20 protein-coding genes are annotated in these 18940 nt (G+C 59.5%); 4 read left to right on the top strand and 16 right to left on the bottom strand.

Annotation, left to right across the window (positions count from 1 at the left end; genetic code table 11):
• Positions 1–118 precede the first annotated feature (118 nt).
• The 10 genes from CLV74_RS21170 to CLV74_RS21215 all read right to left on the bottom strand — a co-directional run bounded on the left by CLV74_RS21170 (position 119) and on the right by CLV74_RS21215 (position 9503).
• The gene (locus tag CLV74_RS21170; protein WP_106268701.1) at positions 119–1054 is read right to left on the bottom strand and encodes a TIM barrel protein; all 936 of its coding nucleotides are present in this window, start codon (positions 1052–1054) and stop codon (positions 119–121) included.
• A 3-nt stretch (positions 1055–1057) separates the two neighbouring features.
• Positions 1058–1354: a putative quinol monooxygenase gene (locus tag CLV74_RS21175; protein ID WP_106268703.1), complete on the bottom strand. Its 297-nt coding sequence runs from the start codon at positions 1352–1354 to the stop codon at positions 1058–1060.
• Positions 1355–1365: 11 nt separating this feature from the next.
• On the bottom strand, positions 1366–2307 hold the full coding sequence (locus tag CLV74_RS21180) for a sugar phosphate isomerase/epimerase family protein (protein ID WP_106268706.1): 942 nt from the start codon (positions 2305–2307) through the stop codon (positions 1366–1368).
• A gap of 21 nt (positions 2308–2328) precedes the next feature.
• Positions 2329–3498 carry a Gfo/Idh/MocA family protein gene (locus CLV74_RS21185; protein WP_106268708.1) on the bottom strand — a complete coding sequence of 390 codons (1170 nt, stop codon included), beginning with the start codon at positions 3496–3498 and terminating at the stop codon, positions 2329–2331.
• 47 nt (positions 3499–3545) lie between these two features.
• Positions 3546–4550 carry a Gfo/Idh/MocA family oxidoreductase gene (locus tag CLV74_RS21190; RefSeq protein WP_106268710.1) on the bottom strand — a complete coding sequence of 335 codons (1005 nt, stop codon included), beginning with the start codon at positions 4548–4550 and terminating at the stop codon, positions 3546–3548.
• Positions 4551–4562: 12 nt separating this feature from the next.
• Entirely contained in the window at positions 4563–5462 is a 900-nt protein-coding gene (locus CLV74_RS21195; RefSeq protein WP_106268713.1) for a sugar phosphate isomerase/epimerase family protein, read from the bottom strand.
• Between the two features lie 63 nt (positions 5463–5525).
• On the bottom strand, positions 5526–6356 hold the full coding sequence (locus CLV74_RS21200; protein WP_106268715.1) for an ATP-binding cassette domain-containing protein: 831 nt from the start codon (positions 6354–6356) through the stop codon (positions 5526–5528).
• Between the two features lie 4 nt (positions 6357–6360).
• Complete coding sequence (locus CLV74_RS21205; protein ID WP_106268717.1) at positions 6361–7359, bottom strand: ABC transporter permease; 999 nt, start codon at positions 7357–7359, stop codon at positions 6361–6363.
• Positions 7360–7369: 10 nt separating this feature from the next.
• Positions 7370–8389 (bottom strand): ABC transporter permease, encoded by a 1020-nt coding sequence (locus tag CLV74_RS21210; RefSeq protein ID WP_106268719.1) that lies wholly within the window; start codon positions 8387–8389, stop codon positions 7370–7372.
• A gap of 139 nt (positions 8390–8528) precedes the next feature.
• Positions 8529–9503, bottom strand: coding sequence for a substrate-binding domain-containing protein (locus tag CLV74_RS21215; protein ID WP_106268721.1), 975 nt, complete (start codon positions 9501–9503; stop codon positions 8529–8531).
• Positions 9504–9662: 159 nt separating this feature from the next.
• Between CLV74_RS21215 and CLV74_RS21220 the strand changes: the two genes are divergently transcribed.
• Together CLV74_RS21220 and CLV74_RS21225 are read left to right on the top strand one after the other, a co-directional pair.
• On the top strand, positions 9663–10703 hold the full coding sequence (locus tag CLV74_RS21220; RefSeq protein ID WP_106268723.1) for a LacI family DNA-binding transcriptional regulator: 1041 nt from the start codon (positions 9663–9665) through the stop codon (positions 10701–10703).
• A 41-nt stretch (positions 10704–10744) separates the two neighbouring features.
• Entirely contained in the window at positions 10745–11608 is an 864-nt protein-coding gene (locus CLV74_RS21225) for a PhzF family phenazine biosynthesis protein (RefSeq protein WP_106268725.1), read from the top strand.
• A 178-nt stretch (positions 11609–11786) separates the two neighbouring features.
• Here the strand turns inward: CLV74_RS21225 and CLV74_RS21230 are convergent, their stop codons facing one another.
• Together CLV74_RS21230 and CLV74_RS21235 are read right to left on the bottom strand one after the other, a co-directional pair.
• Entirely contained in the window at positions 11787–12269 is a 483-nt protein-coding gene (locus tag CLV74_RS21230) for a hypothetical protein (protein ID WP_106268727.1), read from the bottom strand.
• A gap of 36 nt (positions 12270–12305) precedes the next feature.
• On the bottom strand, positions 12306–12854 hold the full coding sequence (locus tag CLV74_RS21235) for a hypothetical protein (RefSeq protein ID WP_146135003.1): 549 nt from the start codon (positions 12852–12854) through the stop codon (positions 12306–12308).
• Positions 12855–13217: 363 nt separating this feature from the next.
• Between CLV74_RS21235 and CLV74_RS21240 the strand changes: the two genes are divergently transcribed.
• Positions 13218–14606, top strand: coding sequence for a Glu/Leu/Phe/Val family dehydrogenase (locus tag CLV74_RS21240; protein ID WP_106268731.1), 1389 nt, complete (start codon positions 13218–13220; stop codon positions 14604–14606).
• Between the two features lie 4 nt (positions 14607–14610).
• Here the strand turns inward: CLV74_RS21240 and CLV74_RS21245 are convergent, their stop codons facing one another.
• Together CLV74_RS21245 and ctlX are read right to left on the bottom strand one after the other, a co-directional pair.
• Complete coding sequence (locus CLV74_RS21245; protein WP_106268732.1) at positions 14611–15669, bottom strand: ornithine cyclodeaminase; 1059 nt, start codon at positions 15667–15669, stop codon at positions 14611–14613.
• Positions 15670–15678: 9 nt separating this feature from the next.
• Entirely contained in the window at positions 15679–16617 is a 939-nt protein-coding gene (gene ctlX, locus CLV74_RS21250) for a citrulline utilization hydrolase CtlX (RefSeq protein ID WP_106268734.1), read from the bottom strand.
• Positions 16618–16746: 129 nt separating this feature from the next.
• On the opposite strand from ctlX, the gene CLV74_RS21255 reads away from it, so the two are divergent.
• Entirely contained in the window at positions 16747–17172 is a 426-nt protein-coding gene (locus CLV74_RS21255; protein WP_106268736.1) for an Lrp/AsnC family transcriptional regulator, read from the top strand.
• Between the two features lie 18 nt (positions 17173–17190).
• On the opposite strand, the gene CLV74_RS21260 is transcribed toward CLV74_RS21255, so the two are convergent.
• Positions 17191–17988 carry a carbohydrate ABC transporter permease gene (locus CLV74_RS21260; protein WP_245888648.1) on the bottom strand — a complete coding sequence of 266 codons (798 nt, stop codon included), beginning with the start codon at positions 17986–17988 and terminating at the stop codon, positions 17191–17193.
• Positions 17985–18845, bottom strand: a complete 861-nt coding sequence (locus CLV74_RS21265; protein WP_106268738.1) for a carbohydrate ABC transporter permease — start codon at positions 18843–18845, stop codon at positions 17985–17987. The genes CLV74_RS21260 and CLV74_RS21265 overlap by 4 nt, the downstream gene beginning before the upstream one ends.
• Between the last annotated feature and the right edge of the window lie 95 nt (positions 18846–18940).

Here is an 18940-nt window from a genome sequence, read left to right on the forward strand (position 1 = left end):
CAACACCAGCACGCCCAATGGTGATTACATCCAAATCAAGCATCCCAAATTCCCTCCATGCACCAAACATTCAGCTTGGTAAAAATACCGCGGGGTCCGGGGCAGAGCCCCGGCGCTCTCACACAAATCCGACCGACGACAGAAAGGCGCGGCTGGCTGCCAGATCGTCCAGAACTGACGCGCCGTTGCGCGGGTCGCGCTCTTGTTCGATGGTGATGTAGCCGCCATAGGCCATTTCTGACAAAAGCCCGTAGACCGCCGTGTAATCGATACTTCCGCGCCCGATGGGGCACATGACGCCCGCCGCACAAGCATCGAAAAACCGGATTCTTTCACCCATCACGCGGGCGTAGACCGCTGGATCAATGTCCTTGAAATGAATGTAATCAAGGCGATCCCAGTAGGTCCGCAGGCCCGCGACAGGGTCCATACCCGAATAAGCCATGTGGCCAGTGTCCAGACACAGGCCCGCCACATCCCCATCGATGTCCTGAACCAGTTGCGCCAACTCGTCCGCAAACTCGATATAGCCGCCTGCATGGGGGTGAATGACGGCACGGACGCCAAATTCGTCCCGTGCGACCTCGGAAATCGCGCGGATGTTGTTCATCATGCCGCGCCAGTCATCGAGCGTCAGACGCGGGGCGCGGTCCGAGTGGCCCGCCGCGTAATCCCGCTCATCATGGCCCCAGTCCATCACCGTCAGATAAGGCGCGTCAAAGCGCTGACCGGTGTGGGACTTCGGCTTAGGCAAAGCTGTAATAAACCCGCAGATCTCGCGGGTCTGGCGCAGTAGCGTTTCCTTGTTCGCAGGCGAGACCAGATCGTCAAAGATCGTGCCCGCCACAATCGACAGGTTCCGCGCGGCCAAAGCATCGGCCACCACATTATTCTTCAACGGCATATAGCCGTAAGGCCCCAATTCCAGCCCGCCGAAACCGGCGGCGGCGGCCTCATCCAGCACTTTTTCCCAGTGGGGCAAGTTGGGGTTTGTGACATCATCCACACCCCAGCAACAGGGGGCGCAGGTGATAGTAATCGGACAGTCTGTCATGATCTAAACCTTCTCGCCGGAGGCGATATTGACGGTTTCAAAGACCAGACCGCGGTGGAATTGCTCGTGAAAGGCAATGAAGCGCTTGGTGTGGTCTTGGGTCATGTGAAAGGCGTGGGCCGCCTCGTCCTGCCATGTTTCGACAAAGACAAGGCGGTCCGGATTGTCTGTGCAGATGTAAAAGTCATAGGCGATGCAGCCTGCCTCGGCGCGGGTGGCGGCTTGGGCGGTGGGCGCCTGCGCCAGCACCTGGTCCCGCGTACCGGGCAGCAGATCAATCGTGATGATGAACTTGTACACCTGCGGTCCCCTTAACGAATGATGGTCGCTTTCAGCGCGTCGATCGAGGACTGGATGCCGGCCTCGGTGGACATGGTGAAATCTTCCATCTCCAGCGAAACCCAGCCGTTGTAGCCGCACATACCGACAACCGAGAAGAACTCTTTCCACCATTGCAGATCACGGCCTGCGCCGACGGCAACGTAGTTCCACGAACGGTTCGCCACATCGGTCACGTCCTTCAGTTCCAGAAGGCCGTTCACATCGCAAAGGCCACGCTCGATGCGGGTGTCTTTGCCGTGGCAGTGGTGGATCGCCTTACCCAATGCACGGGCCGAGGCGATCGGCTCTGCGCCCATCCACATCAAGTGCGAGGGGTCGAGGTTCATGCCGACCATTTCACCCACTTCATTGCGCAGACGGAACAGTGTCTCGGGGTTCCAGACCAGCATGGCGCTGAAGTTTTCCAGCGCGTAGCGTTTGATGCCCGCCTTTTTGCCGAAATCGACCAGATCGTGCCAAAGGGGGAACGCGCGGTCCTCCCACTGGTAACGGTCGCGCTCGGGCATCTCATCGGGCCAAGACTTGGTGTAGACCAGCCAGTTCGGCACGGTGTCGCCGGGGGCCGCTTCGGGCAGACCGGACATAGTGACGATGGTTTCAACGCCGATTTCGCCTGCCAGCGTGATGGTGTCCTTCATCTCTTTCAGATGACGGGTACCCATCGCGCCCGGATCCAGCGGGTTGGCCGAACAGTTCAGGGCCGCGATTTGCAGACCACGGGCCTCGATCTCGGCCAACTTCTGCTTCAAGAGGCCCTTGTCGGCCAGCAGTTCGTCAGCGCGGAAGTGGGGGCCTTTGGACCAGCCGCCGCCGGTCATCTCGATGCCTTCGACACCCAGTTCAACGCATTTGTCCAACATGTCCGTGAAGGACAGGTTGCCCATGACATCAGTGCAGATTGACAGTTTCATGTCCGTTTTCCTTCAATGCAGTTATTCGTAGGCAACCCAAGCCGCGCCCGCGTCCGCCGAACGGACACAGTTTTCCAGCCAGCGCACGCCTTCGGTGCCAGCCTTGATGCCGGGGTAGTGGTGGGTTTTCAGGAAGTCCTCATCGCCGCGGGTCTTGGCGTCGATGGCCTGCGCGATCCACAAGTAGATGTTGGACCAGCTGTCCCCCAGACCTTCGGTGTGCAACGCACCCATGCGGTCGACGGCAAGGCTTTCAGCCTCAAGGTAGGGCATGCCGTGGTGCATGATGCGCTCTGGCTCGCCCTGTACCTGATAAATCAACTGGTCTGGGTGGCTGTCGCTCCATTCGATCGAGGCTTTCGAGCCCACGAAACGGTACCGCTGCGACCCCATGTTCCCTGCGTTGACCGAGCTGACCCAAAGACGACCGCGCGCGCCGTTGTCATAGTGCATCAGAACGGTGGCATGATCTTCCAGAGGGGCGCGGCTGGGGATGAAGGCCTTGCGGTCACACAGCAGCTTTTCGATCTGCATATGGGGCAGAACGACCTCGGACAGATAATAAAGGTGGGTGCCGATATCGCCCAGAACAAAGGTCGCGCCTGCGGTGGCAGGGTTGGTCCGCCACTTCACAGCATCAGCGCTGTCATCATCGCCCGCGTTAAAGCCGTGGGTGTACTGCATATCGACGATGCGGATATCCCCCAGCATCCCCTTGGCGACCATCGCAGCCATCTGATGCACCAGCGGATGGCCGGTAAAGCCATAGGTCACGCCGACGATCAGCCCCTTCTCGGCGGCCAATGCGGCAACCTCTTCACACTCGGCCACGGTGAAAAACAGCGGCTTTTCGCAGATCACGTGGATGCCTGCGTTCAGCAGGGCTTTGGTGATCTCGAAATGGGTAAAGTTCGGCGTTGCAACCGAGACCACATCCACGCCGTCTTCGCGGCCCGTTTCACCAGCGATTAGGTCTTGATAGGTGGTATAGCAGCGGTCTTCGGCCACGCCGAGGTTCACGCCGAAATCGCGGCCACGGTCTGCATCCAGATCGAAGGCACCGGCCACCAGTTGGTACGTGCCATCACGCAAAGCGCCTGTGCGGTGCTTGTAGCCCACCTGTCCCGTGCGGCCACCACCTACCATTCCCCAGCGCAGCGGGCGCGAGGTTGTGCGTTCACCATTGATCATGGTGTTACCTTTCTTTTTGAAATGTTCCCCTCGTCAAAGGGGGCAGGTTATTGGTTGTAGAGGTCCGGTTTGCTGACCATCTCCACTGTTTCCAGATGTTGGCTGGCGACTGCCCGCAGGGCCGCGTCAGCGACCAGCGTGGCGGCATATCCGTCCCATGTGCTGGGGCCGGTGGCAGTGCCTTGACCCGCCGCCACGATCCATTCGCGGAACTCTTGGTCGTAGGCCTCGATAAAGCGTTCGCGCCAATCCTCGGGGATCGCCTGACGGATGCCGAATTGATCGGTGATCACCGTGGCAGGGCGGTTGGGCAGTGCGGCGATGCCGGTCTCGCACGAAACCTCGCCGCGGATGTCATATCCGTAGGCAATGTTGACCGAGATTTCGACATCCACAATCGCGCCCGACGTCATATGCAGCAGCACCATGACCGGATCGCGCAACTCCCCCCCGCGAGAAGACCGGCGCGGCACGCGAACCTCAACGCCCGCGATCTCGTCGCGCAGCAACCAACGCGAGATATCGGCGTCATGGACCAACGTATCGTTCAGCGGCATGTCCGAGGTGTATAGCCCCTCGGGAACCGAGGCGTTGCGGTGGACCGATTTGTACATCAAAGGCGCACCCAACGTGCCGCCGTCGATCACAGCCTTCAGGCGGCGGTAGTCCGCATCAAAGCGGCGCATGAAACCCACCTGAACCAGACGCAGACCAAAAGCGGTTTCCGCCTCCATGACGCGTAAGGCCGCCTCGGCAGAGGTCACCAGCGGTTTTTCGCAGAACACCGGCTTGCCGACGGCGATACAGTCCAGCAGTTGCTCTTCATGGGCGGGGCCCCACGAACAGATCACCACGGCCTGCACCTCGGCGGCACGGATCAACTCTTGCGGGGTCTCATAGACCGTCGCCCCCTGCGGAGCGGCGGCCTGAGCACGCTCAAGATTGATATCGGTGACAGCCACCACGCGAACGCCGGACAAGACCTGCGTCAGACGGCGGATGTGGTCCTGACCGATCATTCCGGTGCCGATGATACCTACCTGCAACGTCATGGGTTTTCTCGCTTATTTAAAGTACTGATCGACGTAGCGCTGCATTTCGCTGCGCATGAAGTGGCCGGATTCATCCGCCTTGTCTTCCCAAGCAAAGACACAAGCGGTCATGATGCCGTCGAACCCGATTTCGGCCAGCGTGCCGAAGAAGTCGTCCCACGGAACCTCGCCCTGACCGATGTTCAGGTGCTGGTGGACGCGGGCATTGGTGCCCGGAGGGTTCAGGATGTAGCGCAGCCCGCTAGAGGCCTTGTGGTTGAAAGTGTCGCCCACGTGGACGTGTGCCAGCACATCTTTGGCTTCGCGCAGCATCGCCTTGGTGTCATCGCCAAAGTAGAAGGTGTGGGGCGCGCAGTAGAGGAACTTGACGTTCTTGCTGTTCACGGTGCGGATGATGTCCAGCGCCGGTTGCAGGGTCTCGCACCAGTCTTCGGGGTGGGGTTCGACGTGCAGGTTGATGCCTTCGCGCTCGAACACGGGCACCAGCTCTTCCATGGAGCGCCACCAAGCGTCTTCGCACGCCTCAATCATGGAACCGGTGTGGCAGCAGTAGCACGAGCCCTTATCGGGGTGCGGGCCGCGACCGAATTCGCTGTTCATGGTGTCGATTTCCATCTCGACCGCGATCTCGATGGCGCGCTTCCAATGCTTGACGGCGGCCTGACGCTCGGTCTCGTCGTTGCTGGCCCAACGGTACATAGGCAGCAGCGAGGCGATGCCCACGTCCGCATCCTTCAGCGCCTTCTTGAAGCTCTTGATGCGGTCGGGGAACACACGGGGTGCCTTGAACCATTCAAAGAAATCGCCGCGCGGGCTCATTTCAATCCAGTCGTAGCCCAGTTCCTTGACCTTGTGGGGCAATTCCTCGAGCGACAGGTGGCGGTGCATAAACGGGTCGAGCGCGATTTTCATGCGTCTTTCCTCCAAAGGGTAATGTCGGGAACGCGCCGCCTCCCTTCGCGGCGCGTCAAATTCTTAGTCGGCGGTGTTGACCTTGGGCGGATGACCTTCGTGGGTCTCCATGTAGCCCTCGATGCTGGCTTCCAGATCGGCCATGGTTTCGCCGCCGGCCATCAGGTCGGTGATCTCTTCGCGGGTCTTTTCGCCCTTGCGGAAATCGGCGGCGATGGCACCACGGATCAGAACCGCAAAGTGATCACCCACGGTCATCGCGTGCATCACCTGATGGGTGATGAAGATCACCGCCAGACCACGCTTTTTCGCCTCATTCACGATGCGCAGAACGTGGGCCGCCTGCTTAACGCCAAGCGCCGCAGTCGGCTCGTCAAGGATCAGAACGCGGGCACCGAAGTACACAGCGCGGGCAATCGCCAGCGACTGGCGCTCACCGCCCGAAAGGCCCCCCACCAGACGGTCGCCGTCGGTGATGCGGGTAATGCCCATCTTCTGCACTTCTTCCACCGCGATGCGGTTGGCCTTCGCACGGTCAAAGACCTTGAAGGGGCCGAAACCCTTGGTGGGCTCCATGCCAAGGAAGAAATTGCGACCGATCGACATCAGCGGGTAGGTGCCGCCGAACTGGTGTACGGTTGCGATACCGCGATCCTGCGCATCGCGCGGGCCGTCGAAGGTGATTGGCTGGCCATCCACCAGAATCTCGCCGCGGGTGGGGGCGTGAACGCCCGCCAGCGTCTTGATCAGCGTGGATTTACCCGCGCCGTTGTCGCCCAGAAGGCAGAGCACTTCGCCAGCGCGGACCTTCAGGCTGATTTCGTGAAGAACATCGATCGGGCCGAAACTTTTGTCGACATTACGGAGTTCAATAACAGGCGTATTGGCAGACATAGGTTCAGCCTTTCTTTTTCTTGGAAACAGCAGTCAGGGCTTTCTTGCGGAAGGTCTCGTTCATACCCACAGCGGCCAGCAGCATGATGCCGATGATCAGGTTCGCCCAGTTGCGGTCGATGGCGGTGAAATCGATGCCCTTGATGACGATGGCGAAGGTGATCGTGCCGATGAACACACCGAGGATCGATCCGAAGCCACCCGTGAGCAGCACGCCGCCCACCACAACGCTGACGATGATGTTGAAGATGTCGTTCATCCCGCCCGACACCTGGGCCGAGTTGAACAGGATCGCGTGGCACATGCCTACAAAACTGGCCGAGGTTGCAGTGCCGATGAACAGCAGGATGGTGATGCGATCCACCGGAATACCTGCGTTCTTGGCCGAAACCTTGTCGCCACCGATGGCGAAGATCCAGTTGCCGTATTTGCTCTGGTGCATCAGGAACCAGAAGACGGCAGTCAGGATGATCCACCAGATGATGACAACCTGATGGCTGCCGCCGAAGATGAAGTCACCGAACACGGTCTTGGCCCAATCCGGTGCGGTCAGCGGAACCGAGGCGGCGCCGGTCAGCAGCTTGGAGCCTGCCAGAACGATGCCCTGCATCCCCACCAGCGTACCAAGGGTGATGATCAGCGTAGGAACGCTGGTGCGGGTTGCCAGAAGGCCGTTGAAAAGGCCCACCAGAACGCCCACCGCCAGCGCGGCGATGACAGCAACGAACATCGGCAGCTCGTAATGGCCCGCGATGATCGCAGTGGTCATGGCCCCTGCAGGGATCATCGCCCCGATGGAAATGTCGATCTCGCCCGAGATCATCAGAAGTGCGACGGGCAGGGCGACGATGCCGATACGGGCCGCGTAGTTCACCCAGCTGGCAGCACCCGCCAGCTTGCCCAAGTCCACGCCGCCAAAGATGACGTAGAAGATCAGAACGCCTAAGAGGCTTAGGAAAGAGGCCGCAGCAGGACGGCGCAAGACGCTAGAAATCATGTCCATGGGTCCGTTCTCACTTCTTCTTGCTTGCGTAGTTCATGGCCAAGGCGCGGAAGCTGTCGTTCGACAGAACAGCGGCCAGTAGCAGCGCACCGATGATGATCGAGCCGATGTTCGGATCCAGCGCCGCAAAGAAGATGCCTTGGTTCACCACAGCAAAGGTCATGGTCCCCAGCACAATCCCGATCACCGAGCCTGCGCCTCCGGTCAGCAGCACGCCGCCAATGACCACACACATGATCGAGTTGAAGATGAAGGACTGCCCCCCGGCCACCTGCGCCGACTGATAGGTCATTACCTGCGCCACGCCGACAAATGCCGCGCCAAAACCCGATGCCATAAAGAGGCTGATGGTCAGCTTATTCGTGGGGATACCGGCATTGCGCGCGCTTTCCTTGTCGCCACCAAGGGCAAACACCCAGCTACCCAACGGCGAAAAGTGCAGGAAGAAAAAGTAGACAGCCACAAAGCCGATCCACCAGAAGATCGAAACGTTGAACATGCCATTGATAAAGGTGCCAAGCAGCGCCTTGGTGGTGGCATCAGGCACGTAAGACACACTGGTCGAGCCCTTGATCAGTACCGCCATCCCCAGTGTCAGGCCCATCACGGCAAACATGGTGCCGATGGTCGCGATCAGCGAAGGGATCGTTGTGCGTGTCACGATCAGACCATTCACAAAGCCCACAGCCAACCCGACTGTCAACCCGCCCGCGATGCCAAAGATCGACGGCAACCCGTAGTGGCCACACAGCAGCGCCGCCGTCATCGAAGAGGCCGGAACCACCGAGCCGACAGACAGGTCAAACTCGCCCGAGATCATCAGCAGACCCACGGGCAGTGCGATGATACCCACTTCGGCGGCGATGTTCAGCCAGCTTGACCAACCGGGCGCGCCCAGAAAGACCGCGCCGCCGAGGCTTGCGAAAAATACATACACTACGATGAAGCCGATCAGGGACCCGGTTTCGGGCCGCCGGATAAGATCACCAATCGAAAAACCACCCGAGCCGGATGAGGTCTGCGTTGCCATCTAAGCGTTTCCTGTGTCGTCATTCTCATCGGTCGCGCATTCACATGCGGACCAGCCCTGACAAAGATGGCCCGCCGGTGAAGGAACCGGCGGCCAGCTTTGATGTGCCGGACCAGAGGCCCGACACGTGGGGAGGGGATTAGCGGACGCCCGCCTTGACGCCCTCGATCACCAGTTCGACGTTCGAGGCATCAACGATGCCCGGGCCGGTCAGGATCTCGCGGGTGGGAATGGTCACGCCGTAGTTGACGTAGTTGTTCAGGATCGACACGGCAAAGAAGCCCTGCTGATAGCCTTGCTGGTCAATGGCGCAATCCTGCGAACCCGCCTGAATGTTGGCCAGAATGGTATCGCTGAAGTTCATGCCACAGACATGGACCTGACCGGCTTTGCCTGCCTGCTGGATGCCCGAAACAGTCGCGTTGGTGTCGCCGTCACCGATGGCGAACATCGCGTCAATTTCAGGGTTTTGCAGCAGATGCGCACGGACCGCCTGCGCAACAGCCGTTGCATCGCCGAATGCGGTTGCGGGCAGTTGCAGAACCGAACCGGTACCGCCAGCCGCGATGATGCCGTCGTTAAAGCCGCTGCAGAAGGCTTCGATGTTCGCAGCACCCGGCAGGGTGTTCACGCAAGCGCCGTTTTTGTGACCGGCGTTGCCCAGATACTCGCCCGCAGCAAAGCCCGATTTGTAGTCCACAGCGCCAACGTAGTTCATCGCGCCCAGTTTGTCGGCTGCTTCCAGACCACCGGCGTTGTAGATCACCAGCGGGATACCAGCTGCGGTGACGGCTTCAAACGCGGGGTCCATCGCCTCGGGCACCCAGTCGGGGCCAACGATCGCGTCCGCACCTTGGTCGATCGCCTGACGGATCAGTTCCGCCGCATCGGGGCCAAGGTTGTCGTAGTTCTGCGGACCAAGCCAGGTCACCGAGCCGCCCTGCGCTTCGGCCACAACACCCGCGTCTTCGGCACCTTTTTTCACGCGCGACCAGAACGGATCATCGGGCTTACCGCCGATAACAAAGATGTTGGCTGCCAGCGCGGGGCCAGCGACCAGCGAAGCGACAGCGGTCGCCAAAAGGCCACGCAAAACGTGCGATTTAATGGTCATGGTTTCTCCTCCCAAAAACAGGTGCGGTGACGTTTCTTTGCGATCACCGCGCCACAATCAGGTAGCCGAAGCAAATTTCTGATGGAACAAAAATTACCATTGTTTTGAAATAACGTGTCATTTAGTGTCATGAAACAATGACACAGCGGAGGCGGTAAAATGACCAAAGGACGGGTGACAATCGCGATGCTGGCTGAAAAGTCAGGCGTCAGCGTCTCGACCATCAACCGCATCCTTTCTGGGTCCAGCAACGTGCGGGCCTCGACCATCGAACACGTCAGGGAAACCGCCCGCCAGATGGGCTATTATGGCGATGGGGTGCTGACCGCCCGCCGTGACAGCGCCTTGCCCAAATACCGCTTTGGCTTTCTGCTGCAACAGTCCACCCGCGATCTCTACCGGCTGATCGGCGACAAGATCAGAGAGGCCGCCGGCAACAGAGTTAATGAGAAAATTGAATGCCTTATCGACTTTGTGGACCTGCTGGAGCCTGCGAACATCGCCACCCGCCTCAAGGCGCTGGGGGCCAATTGTGACGCGGTGGCGATCATCGCCGCCGACCACCCGCTGATCGGTCAGGCCATCAAGGAGCTGTCCGAACAAGGGGTCAGCGTGATCACCTACATCACCGACCAATCCGCCCCTGAACGCGCTGGTTTTGTCGGCACCGACAACTGGAAAGTGGGGCGGACAGCAGCATTCTTTATCTCGGAAATGACACAGGATGCGGGGCGCGTGGCGGTTTATATCGGCAACCACCGCTATCAGTGTCAGGATGTGGCAGACGCTTCGTTCCGATCCTACATGCGCGAGAACGCCCCGCGCCTGGTCATCGCCGAAAGCAAGCCGACTCATGAAAATGGCACACTGGCCTATGAACTGGTTCGGGACGAGATCAAGGAACACGACGACCTGAAGGGGATTCTGATCGTGGGAGGCGGCATCTCTGGCGTACTGCGCGCCCTGCGCGAGGTGCCCGTGGAAAGGCGCAAGACCATCCGCGTCGTCTGCCGAGATATCGGCCCCGAAACCCGCAAAGGCCTCAGCGAAGGGTTGGTCACCGCCGCCCTTTGCCATCCTTTGGAGACGACATCAGACACGCTGATCCAGACCATGCTTGAGGCCCACAGCCGCGGCGGCAAAGGCACCACTCTACAACGCACCGTCCCGTTCGAAATCATCACACCGGAAAACATCTGATCGCGGCACGTCTCAACCCACAGCATAAAAGGCACAAGACATTGGCAAACGACTTCAAAATCGTCGATGTGTTTTCGGCAACGCCGTTTCAGGGCAATCCTGTGGTAGTGGTGATGAACGCCGACGGGCTAACCGACCAGCAGATGCAACGCATCGCCGCGTGGACCAATCTGTCAGAAACCACCTTTCACCTGACGCCCACATCCCCCGAAGCCGACTATCGCCTGAGGATTTTCACGCCGCGCAGCGAATTGCCTTTCGCAGGACACCCCACCTTAGGCAGCGCCCACGCCTTGATCGAGGCAAGACTTGTTGACGCCTCGAAGGGACATGTGGTGCAAGAATGCGGTGCAGGACTGGTGCCGGTTTCGGTGTCAGAAGAGGGCGCAACACGCGTGCTGCGCCTACAATTGCCACAGCCGAAAATCCGTGATCTGACCCAAGCAGAGCAAAAACGCCTGACCGATATCCTTGGTGCGCCACTCTTGGCCGGTCCGCAAGCGGCATTGGTGGACGTTGGCGCCCGCTGGATCGTGGCAGAGCTTAATGACGCCGCAACGGTGCTTTCTTTGACGCCAGACATGAATGCCTCAGCTCAGCTTGAGGCCGAATTAGCTGTGACAGGTGTCTCAGTCTTCGGCGGAAACGGCAAAGGCGGGATCGAAGTCCGATCCTTCGCCCCCTCATGCGGCGTGAATGAAGATCCGGTCTGCGGCAGTGGCAACGGATCAATCGCCGCCTATCGCCTTATGCGGGGGCAAATCGCGGAAGGCGCAGAATACACAGCCACCCAAGGCCAATGCGTTGGCCGGGCGGGGCATATCTACATCTCAATTCATGACAGCCGCATCTTTGTCGGCGGGCAGGCGGTCACTACGGTTTCCGGGCAGATCAACGCCAACTAAGCTGGCCGATCCATAGCCCACGCCGCCATCGCTTAAAATGCCAGGAACCACGGCCGAATTCCCAACACATCAAATACGTCACCGCCCCCAAACACCAAAAGCCCCCTTGCTTTCATCTTGGCAAAAATACCTCGGGGTGCGGGGCAGAGCCCCGCGAACGCCTGACAAAAGCGACCAGTCAGGGAGAGATCTGCGCCGCCTCAACCGCCTCTATCAACAGACCCAACTGCTGCTGGACCGAGCCTTCGTCACACGACAGTTCTGCCAATACCGCGCCGCTTTGCGTCACTGTGATACCCCCATCCAAAGGGGAGGCATCGTCACTCCGCGCTACAGACCACCAGACCTCGTAGCCATAGTCTCCAGAATAAAAGGTTACAGTTTCCCAAATGGAACTGCCCACGCCGTTCCAAGGGGTGACGTTCAGGCTGGCCTTGTCGGTGATGATCTCTTTCTCGATCTCGCCGCCGGTTTTGAAAAAGCCGTAAGCGGCGTTATCCCCGTCCGCCCAGTAATTGGTGTCGCAGACCTCAACCGCTTTTTTGCCGCCATTGAAGGTGCAGTCGAACATGACGCTTTCATCGATCGTGCAATATTCACCCGCCTGCGCAGTGGTACCAAGGGCACCGAACATCGCGGCAGTCAGGGGGAAAAACTTCATAGGGCATCCCTTAACGAAAACTCGGAAAACAACATGTCAGCCGTGGGGCTTGAGGTCTATTAAATGCGCGGCCCGCAAATCCTCTCGAAAGGGGGCCGCACCGATTTGCGCCTCTGGCACCCCCAGCCAACGGTTGATCATGCGGGCGGTGGTCACGGAATTCGGCCCTTCCGAAAAGCCGTGGCCGATCACCAAACGTTCAGCCCCTGTCGGGCTGTCTGTCACCAGCACCAGCCGGTAGGCTTGGCCCTTGGCCTGCTTGCGCTGAATATCCACGTCAGCTTGGGCCACTTGGCTAAGAGGCATGTCAAAGCTGTCGGTCCCGTGCAGCATACGCTTTGACACCGTCACCGTATCCGAGGCGCGGTTTAACGTAATCTCGGTCTTTTGGAACAGAACCCAGCAGGTCGCGACGCCAAAGACCACAATGATGCAGGATGCCAAAAACACCCGCGATGACACGGTGATACCGGCGTAGAGGCTGATAGCAAATCCGGCTGCGCAGAAGGACGCAACCATAGCGGTCAAAATACCACTGGATCCGCACAGCTTGAAAAGCTGGGTGGAGTTCGTTTGAATATGCATCTTGCGATCAAAAAATTTTAACTGATGGTAAAAAGTGTATGCAAACCACCCTTACCAAAGCAAGCGCGATTTTTCGATTTCAAACGAAAGTAAGGCTTTCCAGACCAACAATAATCCATTTACACGGATTTAATGTATTTTATTTAGGCAGCTATTTGTTTTCCTAAGTACAATATTTTGACTGTGAAAAATGTATTACAGTTAGCGAAATGAAATGCACCTTCAGACTATCACCATGAACACACGTTAAGGTTGCTGTGCGCACTCATCGTGACTCACCCTTATGGGGCAGGCGGGGCAGACCAGCATGGTCGCGAATTTCTCCGAACTGTCCGAAAATCTAAAGAAATCGGGGGGAAAATCATGAGCCGTTCTTTTCTGGAAAGCGTTGATGCGCAGTTCGCGCGGGCCTTTGGCCATCTTGATCTGCCCAAGGGTCTGGCCGAAAAGATCAAAATCACCAACGCGATTTTCAAAGTGACCTTCGGCGTGCGCCTGCGCGGCGAACTCATGAGCTTTACCGGCTGGCGGGCCGTACATTCCGACCATATCGAGCCGGTGAAAGGCGGGATACGTTATTCTGCAAACTCCACCGGAGATGAGGTCGAGGCCTTGGCCGCGCTGATGACCCTGAAATGCGCGTTGGTCGGGGTGCCTTTCGGAGGATCGAAAGGGGCGCTGGCGATCAATCCGAAGGACTTTACAGAATTAGAGCTGGAAAAGATCACCCGCCGTTTTACGCAGGAACTGGCGCGGCGCGGGATGATCAGCCCAGGCCGGAACGTGCCCGCCCCTGACATGGGCACGGGCGAGCGTGAGATGGCGTGGATGGCCGATGAATACCGCCGTGTCTCTCCGGCCGAGACCCTGAACGCCGCCGCTTGTGTGACCGGCAAACCCTTGTCCCGCGGCGGGATCAATGGCCGGACCGAGGCCACGGGCCGCGGGGTTGCCTATGTGCTGGCCGAACATCTTGAAACGACCGAGGGCAACGGGGCCTTGGCAGGAAAAACCGTGACGGTTCAGGGATTTGGCAATGTGGGATCCTATGCCTCGCTGACGTTGCAGACCGAATTCGGCGCAAAGATCATCCGCATCATTGAACGGAACGCAACCTTGGAAAACCCCGAAGGGATCGACATCGCCGCCCTCTTGACCCATCGGGCCGCTGGCGAGGGTTGGGACAGCTTTGGCGGGGCAACCGTGACTGTGCCGGACGCCAGCGATCTATGCGCGCCCTGTGACATCCTGATCCCTGCGGCGACCGAGAACGTGATCACCGCTCAAAATGCCTCCCAGATCAGCGCCCCGATCGTGGTCGAGGCTGCGAACGGGCCCATTGATTACGACGCCGACCAGATCCTTGCGCAGCGGGGGATCACCGTCTTGCCCGACCTCTGCGCGAATGCGGGCGGTGTGATCGTCAGCTATTTCGAGTGGGTCCGGAACCTGACCCACATGCCCTTTGGCCTGATGGAGCGGCGCATGTCCCAGCGCCGCTTTTCCGATCTGGCCGATCTGATCGAGGGGCTCAGCCCCACCCCGATCCCCCCATTAATGCGCAGCAGGCTAGAGAAATCGGGGTCCGAGTTGGACTTGGTCCGATCTGGCCTGGAAGAGATGATCCGCGCCGCCTACCGCCGCATTGCGGAACGCCTTGCCCGCCAGCCGAACCTGTCGGACCTGCGCACCGCCGGATATGTCATTGCCATCGAAGAGGTGGCGCTGGCCTATCGGGACTTAGGGATTTGACCCCTCAGGCGGTTTGAGGCTTGGCCCGCTGGAACATGCCGAACAGATCGCGCGGATCGTCGGGGTCCGCGATCATATCAAGCTGGGTGAAATAGGGCGTGCCTTGGATCGCCTTGGCGATGTAGCGCAGGGCGCTGAAATCCTCGATCGCGAAGCCTACGCTGTCGAAAAGGGTGATCTGGCGATCACTGGTGCGCCCATCGGCGCATCCATCGATTACCTGCCACAGTTCGGTGACTGCATGATCGGGGTCCAGCTGCTGAATCTCGCCCTCGATCCTCGTTTGCGGCGGGTATTCCACGAAGATGGACGAGCGTAGCAGGATATCGCGGTGCAGTTCTGTCTTGCCGGGGCAATCGCCGCCGATGGCGTTGATATGCACCCCCGCGCCGACCATGTTGTCGGTCAGGATTGTGGCATATTGCTTGTCGGCGGTGCAGGTGGTGATGATCTCTGCGCCCTCCATCGCCTCTTCGCCGGATCGGCATTGCACGACCCCAAGCCCGCTTTGGGCAAGGTTCGCGGCGCAACGGGCCGTAGCCGAGGGGTCAATATCGTAGAGCCGAACCGTATCGATGCCGCAGACGGCCTTGAAGGCAAGGCACTGGAATTCCGACTGCGCCCCGTTGCCGATCATCGCCATAGTCCGCGCCCCCTTAGGGGCCAGATGTTTCGCCGCCATCGCGCTGGTCGCCGCCGTGCGCAGGGCGGTCAGCAGGGTCATCTCACTCAGCAGTTTCGGATAACCGGAATCCACATCTGCCAGCAGGCCAAAGGCGGTCACGGTCTGTAGCCCTTCGGCGGTATTCTTGGGATGACCGTTCACATATTTGAATCCGTAGGTTTCCCCGTCCGAGGTCGGCATCAGTTCGATCACGCCCACATCGGAATGGCTGGCCACGCGGGGCGTTTTGTCAAAGAGAGGCCAGCGGCGGAAATCGGCCTCGATCTCGGCGGCTAGGTCGGTCAAGACCTTCTCGATCCCGATGTGATGGACCAGTCCCATCATATGTTCGACCGAAACAAAGGGGACATAGGCAAGTTTTGAGGGCAGGGGAGACATGGGAAATCCTTAAGCGGTTTGAAGGGTGCGGGCGCTCAGGTGCAGCCCCGCGATCATGCAGCGGACCGAGCCGCCCGCGTGTTCGATGGTGGGAATATCCAGCGGGATCAGCGTCACATGCTGCTCTAGCGTGGCCCGTTGATCAGGGTTCAGCGACCGCAACGCCCGCGCCGAGAGGGCCAGCACCAAGCCATCGCGGCCCTGCAGCTCAATCGCATTGCCCGCAAAGTCCGCGATCTGCGCGGGGCTGAGGGGGATTATGTTCCTCTCGCCGCGGCGCAGACGCTCGGCCACTTCGCGGCGGCGGTTGGGATCGGGAATGCAGTCCAGCCCGATCAGGGCAAAATCGGTCCCGATGCACATCAGAACGTTGGTGTGATAGATCGGCTGGCCCTGCGGATCGACGGCGTCAAAGACCACAGGCTCATAGCTGAAATGGGTGCAAAAGCGCTCCAACAGGATTTCGCTGGTACGGTTAGAGCGGGCGGCATAGGCAACGCGCTCCAGATGGTCGATCACCATCGCGCCGGTGCCTTCAAGGAACAGGTTGTCTTGCTCTAGCCCCGAATAATCGATGACGTCCTGCACACGGTAATCGCGTTTCAGCATTTCCAGCACGTCCTGCCGCCGTTCGGCCCGCCGGCTTGGCGCGTGCATCGGGTAGACCGCCGCATGCCCGCCCGAGTGGGTCGAGAACCAGTTGTTCGGAAAGACAGAATCCGGCGTGGTGGTGCTTTTGTCCTCAAACAGATGCACGCGGACACCTGCGTCTTGCAACGTTTTGGCGGCGCGGCTGACCTCTGCGTAGGCCGCCTGCGCGACGGCGCTGGGATCACTGGCCGCGCTGGTCTGGAAATGGTTGTCCCGCGCTGTTTCAACATTAGGGGTAAAATGGTGCGGGCGGATCATCACCACCGAAGACGGTGCCTGAAGCGAGGAGCGGGGCATAATGCAGGGCCTTTTTGTGAACAGTGTTTCCCAAGGATACCCCGCACGGGTTGACAGATTGCATGACCATGGTGATAGGTTTGCAAATTCAAACTGTGCAATTTGTTAAACTTGGGCGTAAAGATTGCTATGCACCTCTACGATGACCTTGATCGCCAACTGATCGCTTTGCTGCGCACGGACGGGCGCGCGCCAGTGTCGAAACTAGCGACGATCCTTGGCGTATCGCGGGCCACGGTGCAGGCGCGGATTGACCGTCTGCTCAGCAGTGGCGCCGTCTTGGGGTTCACCATCCGCGCCCGCGAAGACAGCGGTCCCCACGGCGTTCAAGCCATCATGATGATCGAGGTGTCGGGCCAGTCAACGACCCAAGTGATCCGCAGTCTGCGCGGCATTCCGGCGCTGCATCAATTGCATTCGACCAACGGCAACTGGGACCTTGTCGCCCAACTTAGCGCGGAAAGCCTTGCCGATTTCGACCGCGTCCTGCGCGAAGTGCGCGGCATTCCGGGGATCACCAACAGCGAAACCTCGATCCTGCTGAGCTCAGTGTAGGCGCGAGTGTTTCACCCCTCAGGTCCGGATGACAAAGCCCCGCGCGATGTAATTGCGGACAAACCAGATCATCGCGACGCCGGGGATCAAGGACACCACCGTCAGCGCCATGACCAAGCCAATATCGGTGCGGAACCCGTAAAGCGCGTTGATCGCCATAGTAATCGGCTTGCCTGCCGTGACGGTCAGGATGCGGGCCAAGACGACCTCGACCCATGAAAAGATAAAGCAAAAGAACACCGTCACCCCGATGCCCGGCGCGATGGCGGGGATCAGCCTGCGAAAGAAGAAGTCAGGCAGAGAATGGCCATCGATAAAACAAGTCTCGTCATATTCGCGGGGCACGGCCGAGATAAAGCTCTCAAGGATCCAGATCGCGATGGGCAGGTTGAACGCGCAGTGCACCAGCGCGATCCCGACGGGGCTGTTCACCAGACCCACCTGCGCGAACAGGAAAAAGATCGGTAGGGATAGCACCACGGGCGGGGTCAGACGGAAGGCAAGCAGCGCGAACAGCACATGACGATCCCCGACAAAACGATAGCGGGCAAAGGCATAGGCGGCAGGCAAGCCCGCGATCAGGCACAGCGCCACGTTCAGCGTCACATAGGTCAGCGAATTCACGACGGCGGCGCGCAGTTCGGGGCGCTTGAAGACCTCAGCGTAGTTCAACCATGTAAAGGCGCCCACCTCATGACCTTCGCGGGGCAGGGTGAGCGTAAAACTCAAAGCCACCGTTTGGGCGAAGGGCAGCAGGATAAACACTGCCAGCAAGCCAAAGACGGCCAGTCGCAGGATAATACCACGCATGGTCATCGGCGCGCCTCCGAGGAGCGGATGCGCACGAAGGCCCACGCCACGGTCAAAACGATAAGCACATCCAGCATCGCCCGCGCGGCGGCGCGGCCATAAGTGTAGCTGCCGATGTCGGCGGCCAGTTCTAACGACAGGAAGGTCGTGGCATTGTTCGGCCCGCCTGCGTTGATAGAGAACGCCTCGGTATAGATCATAAAGCTGTCGATAAAGCGCAAGAGCAGCACAATCGACAGGGCCCCTGTGATGCGCGGAAGCTCGATATAGCGGAAGACCGCCATGCGGCTGGCCCCGTCGATCGCGGCGGCTTGGTGATAGGCATGCGGGATCGCCGACAGACCCGCGTAGGCCAGAATGACCACAAGGCCGATCCAGTGCCACGTGTCCGCCAGAACGATCAAAACCCACGTGTGCAGGGCCGTGAACTTGTAGTCAAAAGCGATGCCAAGGGCGGTCATCACCTGTCCTGCAATGCCGTTTTCAGGATGCACCAGCTGGATCCACATGCCCGCGATCATGTTCCAAGGCACCACAAGCGGCATGGCCACCAGCATCAGCACAGGCACCGCGAACCGCTGCATCTTCAGCAGCAGCAAGGCCAGCCAAATGCCCAGAGGCACCTGTATCCCCAACGCTATCGCCGAAAACAGCGCGCTGCGGCCCAAGCTGGCCCAGAAGGTGGGGTTACGAGTGATCTCGGCGTACCATTCGGGGCCGATCCAATAGGCCTCATTCACGGTAAAGATGTCGTGGAAGGAATAGTTGAATACCGCCAGCAGCGGGATCACGGCGACAAAGCCCATGAGCCCCAGCGCAGGTGTCAAAAGCCACCACGCACGGTTTGATACCGGATTAACCATTCACCCCCCTAACCGGAGGCAAATGCGTCCGGTCCTGCCACCAAGCCAAGCACGAAGCGGTCTGTCAATGGGTGCGGACGCTTTCACAGTGACCG

This window comes from Donghicola tyrosinivorans, assembly GCF_003003355.1.
GTDB lineage: Bacteria > Pseudomonadota > Alphaproteobacteria > Rhodobacterales > Rhodobacteraceae > Donghicola > Donghicola tyrosinivorans.

Bases quoted from the DNA above. Each gene is read 5' to 3' on its own strand.
- CLV74_RS21170 (WP_106268701.1), bottom strand. From the start codon at position 1,054: ATGACAGACTGTCCGATTACTATCACCTGCGCCCCCTGTTGCTGGGGT.
- CLV74_RS21180 (WP_106268706.1), bottom strand. From the start codon at position 2,307: ATGAAACTGTCAATCTGCACTGATGTCATGGGCAACCTGTCCTTCACG.
- CLV74_RS21185 (WP_106268708.1), bottom strand. From the start codon at position 3,498: ATGATCAATGGTGAACGCACAACCTCGCGCCCGCTGCGCTGGGGAATG.
- CLV74_RS21190 (WP_106268710.1), bottom strand. From the start codon at position 4,550: ATGACGTTGCAGGTAGGTATCATCGGCACCGGAATGATCGGTCAGGAC.
- CLV74_RS21195 (WP_106268713.1), bottom strand. From the start codon at position 5,462: ATGAAAATCGCGCTCGACCCGTTTATGCACCGCCACCTGTCGCTCGAG.
- CLV74_RS21200 (WP_106268715.1), bottom strand. From the start codon at position 6,356: ATGTCTGCCAATACGCCTGTTATTGAACTCCGTAATGTCGACAAAAGT.
- CLV74_RS21205 (WP_106268717.1), bottom strand. From the start codon at position 7,359: ATGGACATGATTTCTAGCGTCTTGCGCCGTCCTGCTGCGGCCTCTTTC.
- CLV74_RS21210 (WP_106268719.1), bottom strand. From the start codon at position 8,389: ATGGCAACGCAGACCTCATCCGGCTCGGGTGGTTTTTCGATTGGTGAT.
- CLV74_RS21215 (WP_106268721.1), bottom strand. From the start codon at position 9,503: ATGACCATTAAATCGCACGTTTTGCGTGGCCTTTTGGCGACCGCTGTC.
- CLV74_RS21220 (WP_106268723.1), top strand. From the start codon at position 9,663: ATGACCAAAGGACGGGTGACAATCGCGATGCTGGCTGAAAAGTCAGGC.
- CLV74_RS21230 (WP_106268727.1), bottom strand. From the start codon at position 12,269: ATGAAGTTTTTCCCCCTGACTGCCGCGATGTTCGGTGCCCTTGGTACC.
- CLV74_RS21235 (WP_146135003.1), bottom strand. From the start codon at position 12,854: ATGCATATTCAAACGAACTCCACCCAGCTTTTCAAGCTGTGCGGATCC.
- CLV74_RS21240 (WP_106268731.1), top strand. From the start codon at position 13,218: ATGAGCCGTTCTTTTCTGGAAAGCGTTGATGCGCAGTTCGCGCGGGCC.
- CLV74_RS21245 (WP_106268732.1), bottom strand. From the start codon at position 15,669: ATGTCTCCCCTGCCCTCAAAACTTGCCTATGTCCCCTTTGTTTCGGTC.
- ctlX (WP_106268734.1), bottom strand. From the start codon at position 16,617: ATGCCCCGCTCCTCGCTTCAGGCACCGTCTTCGGTGGTGATGATCCGC.
- CLV74_RS21255 (WP_106268736.1), top strand. From the start codon at position 16,747: ATGCACCTCTACGATGACCTTGATCGCCAACTGATCGCTTTGCTGCGC.
- CLV74_RS21260 (WP_245888648.1), bottom strand. From the start codon at position 17,988: ATGACCATGCGTGGTATTATCCTGCGACTGGCCGTCTTTGGCTTGCTG.
- CLV74_RS21265 (WP_106268738.1), bottom strand. From the start codon at position 18,845: ATGGTTAATCCGGTATCAAACCGTGCGTGGTGGCTTTTGACACCTGCG.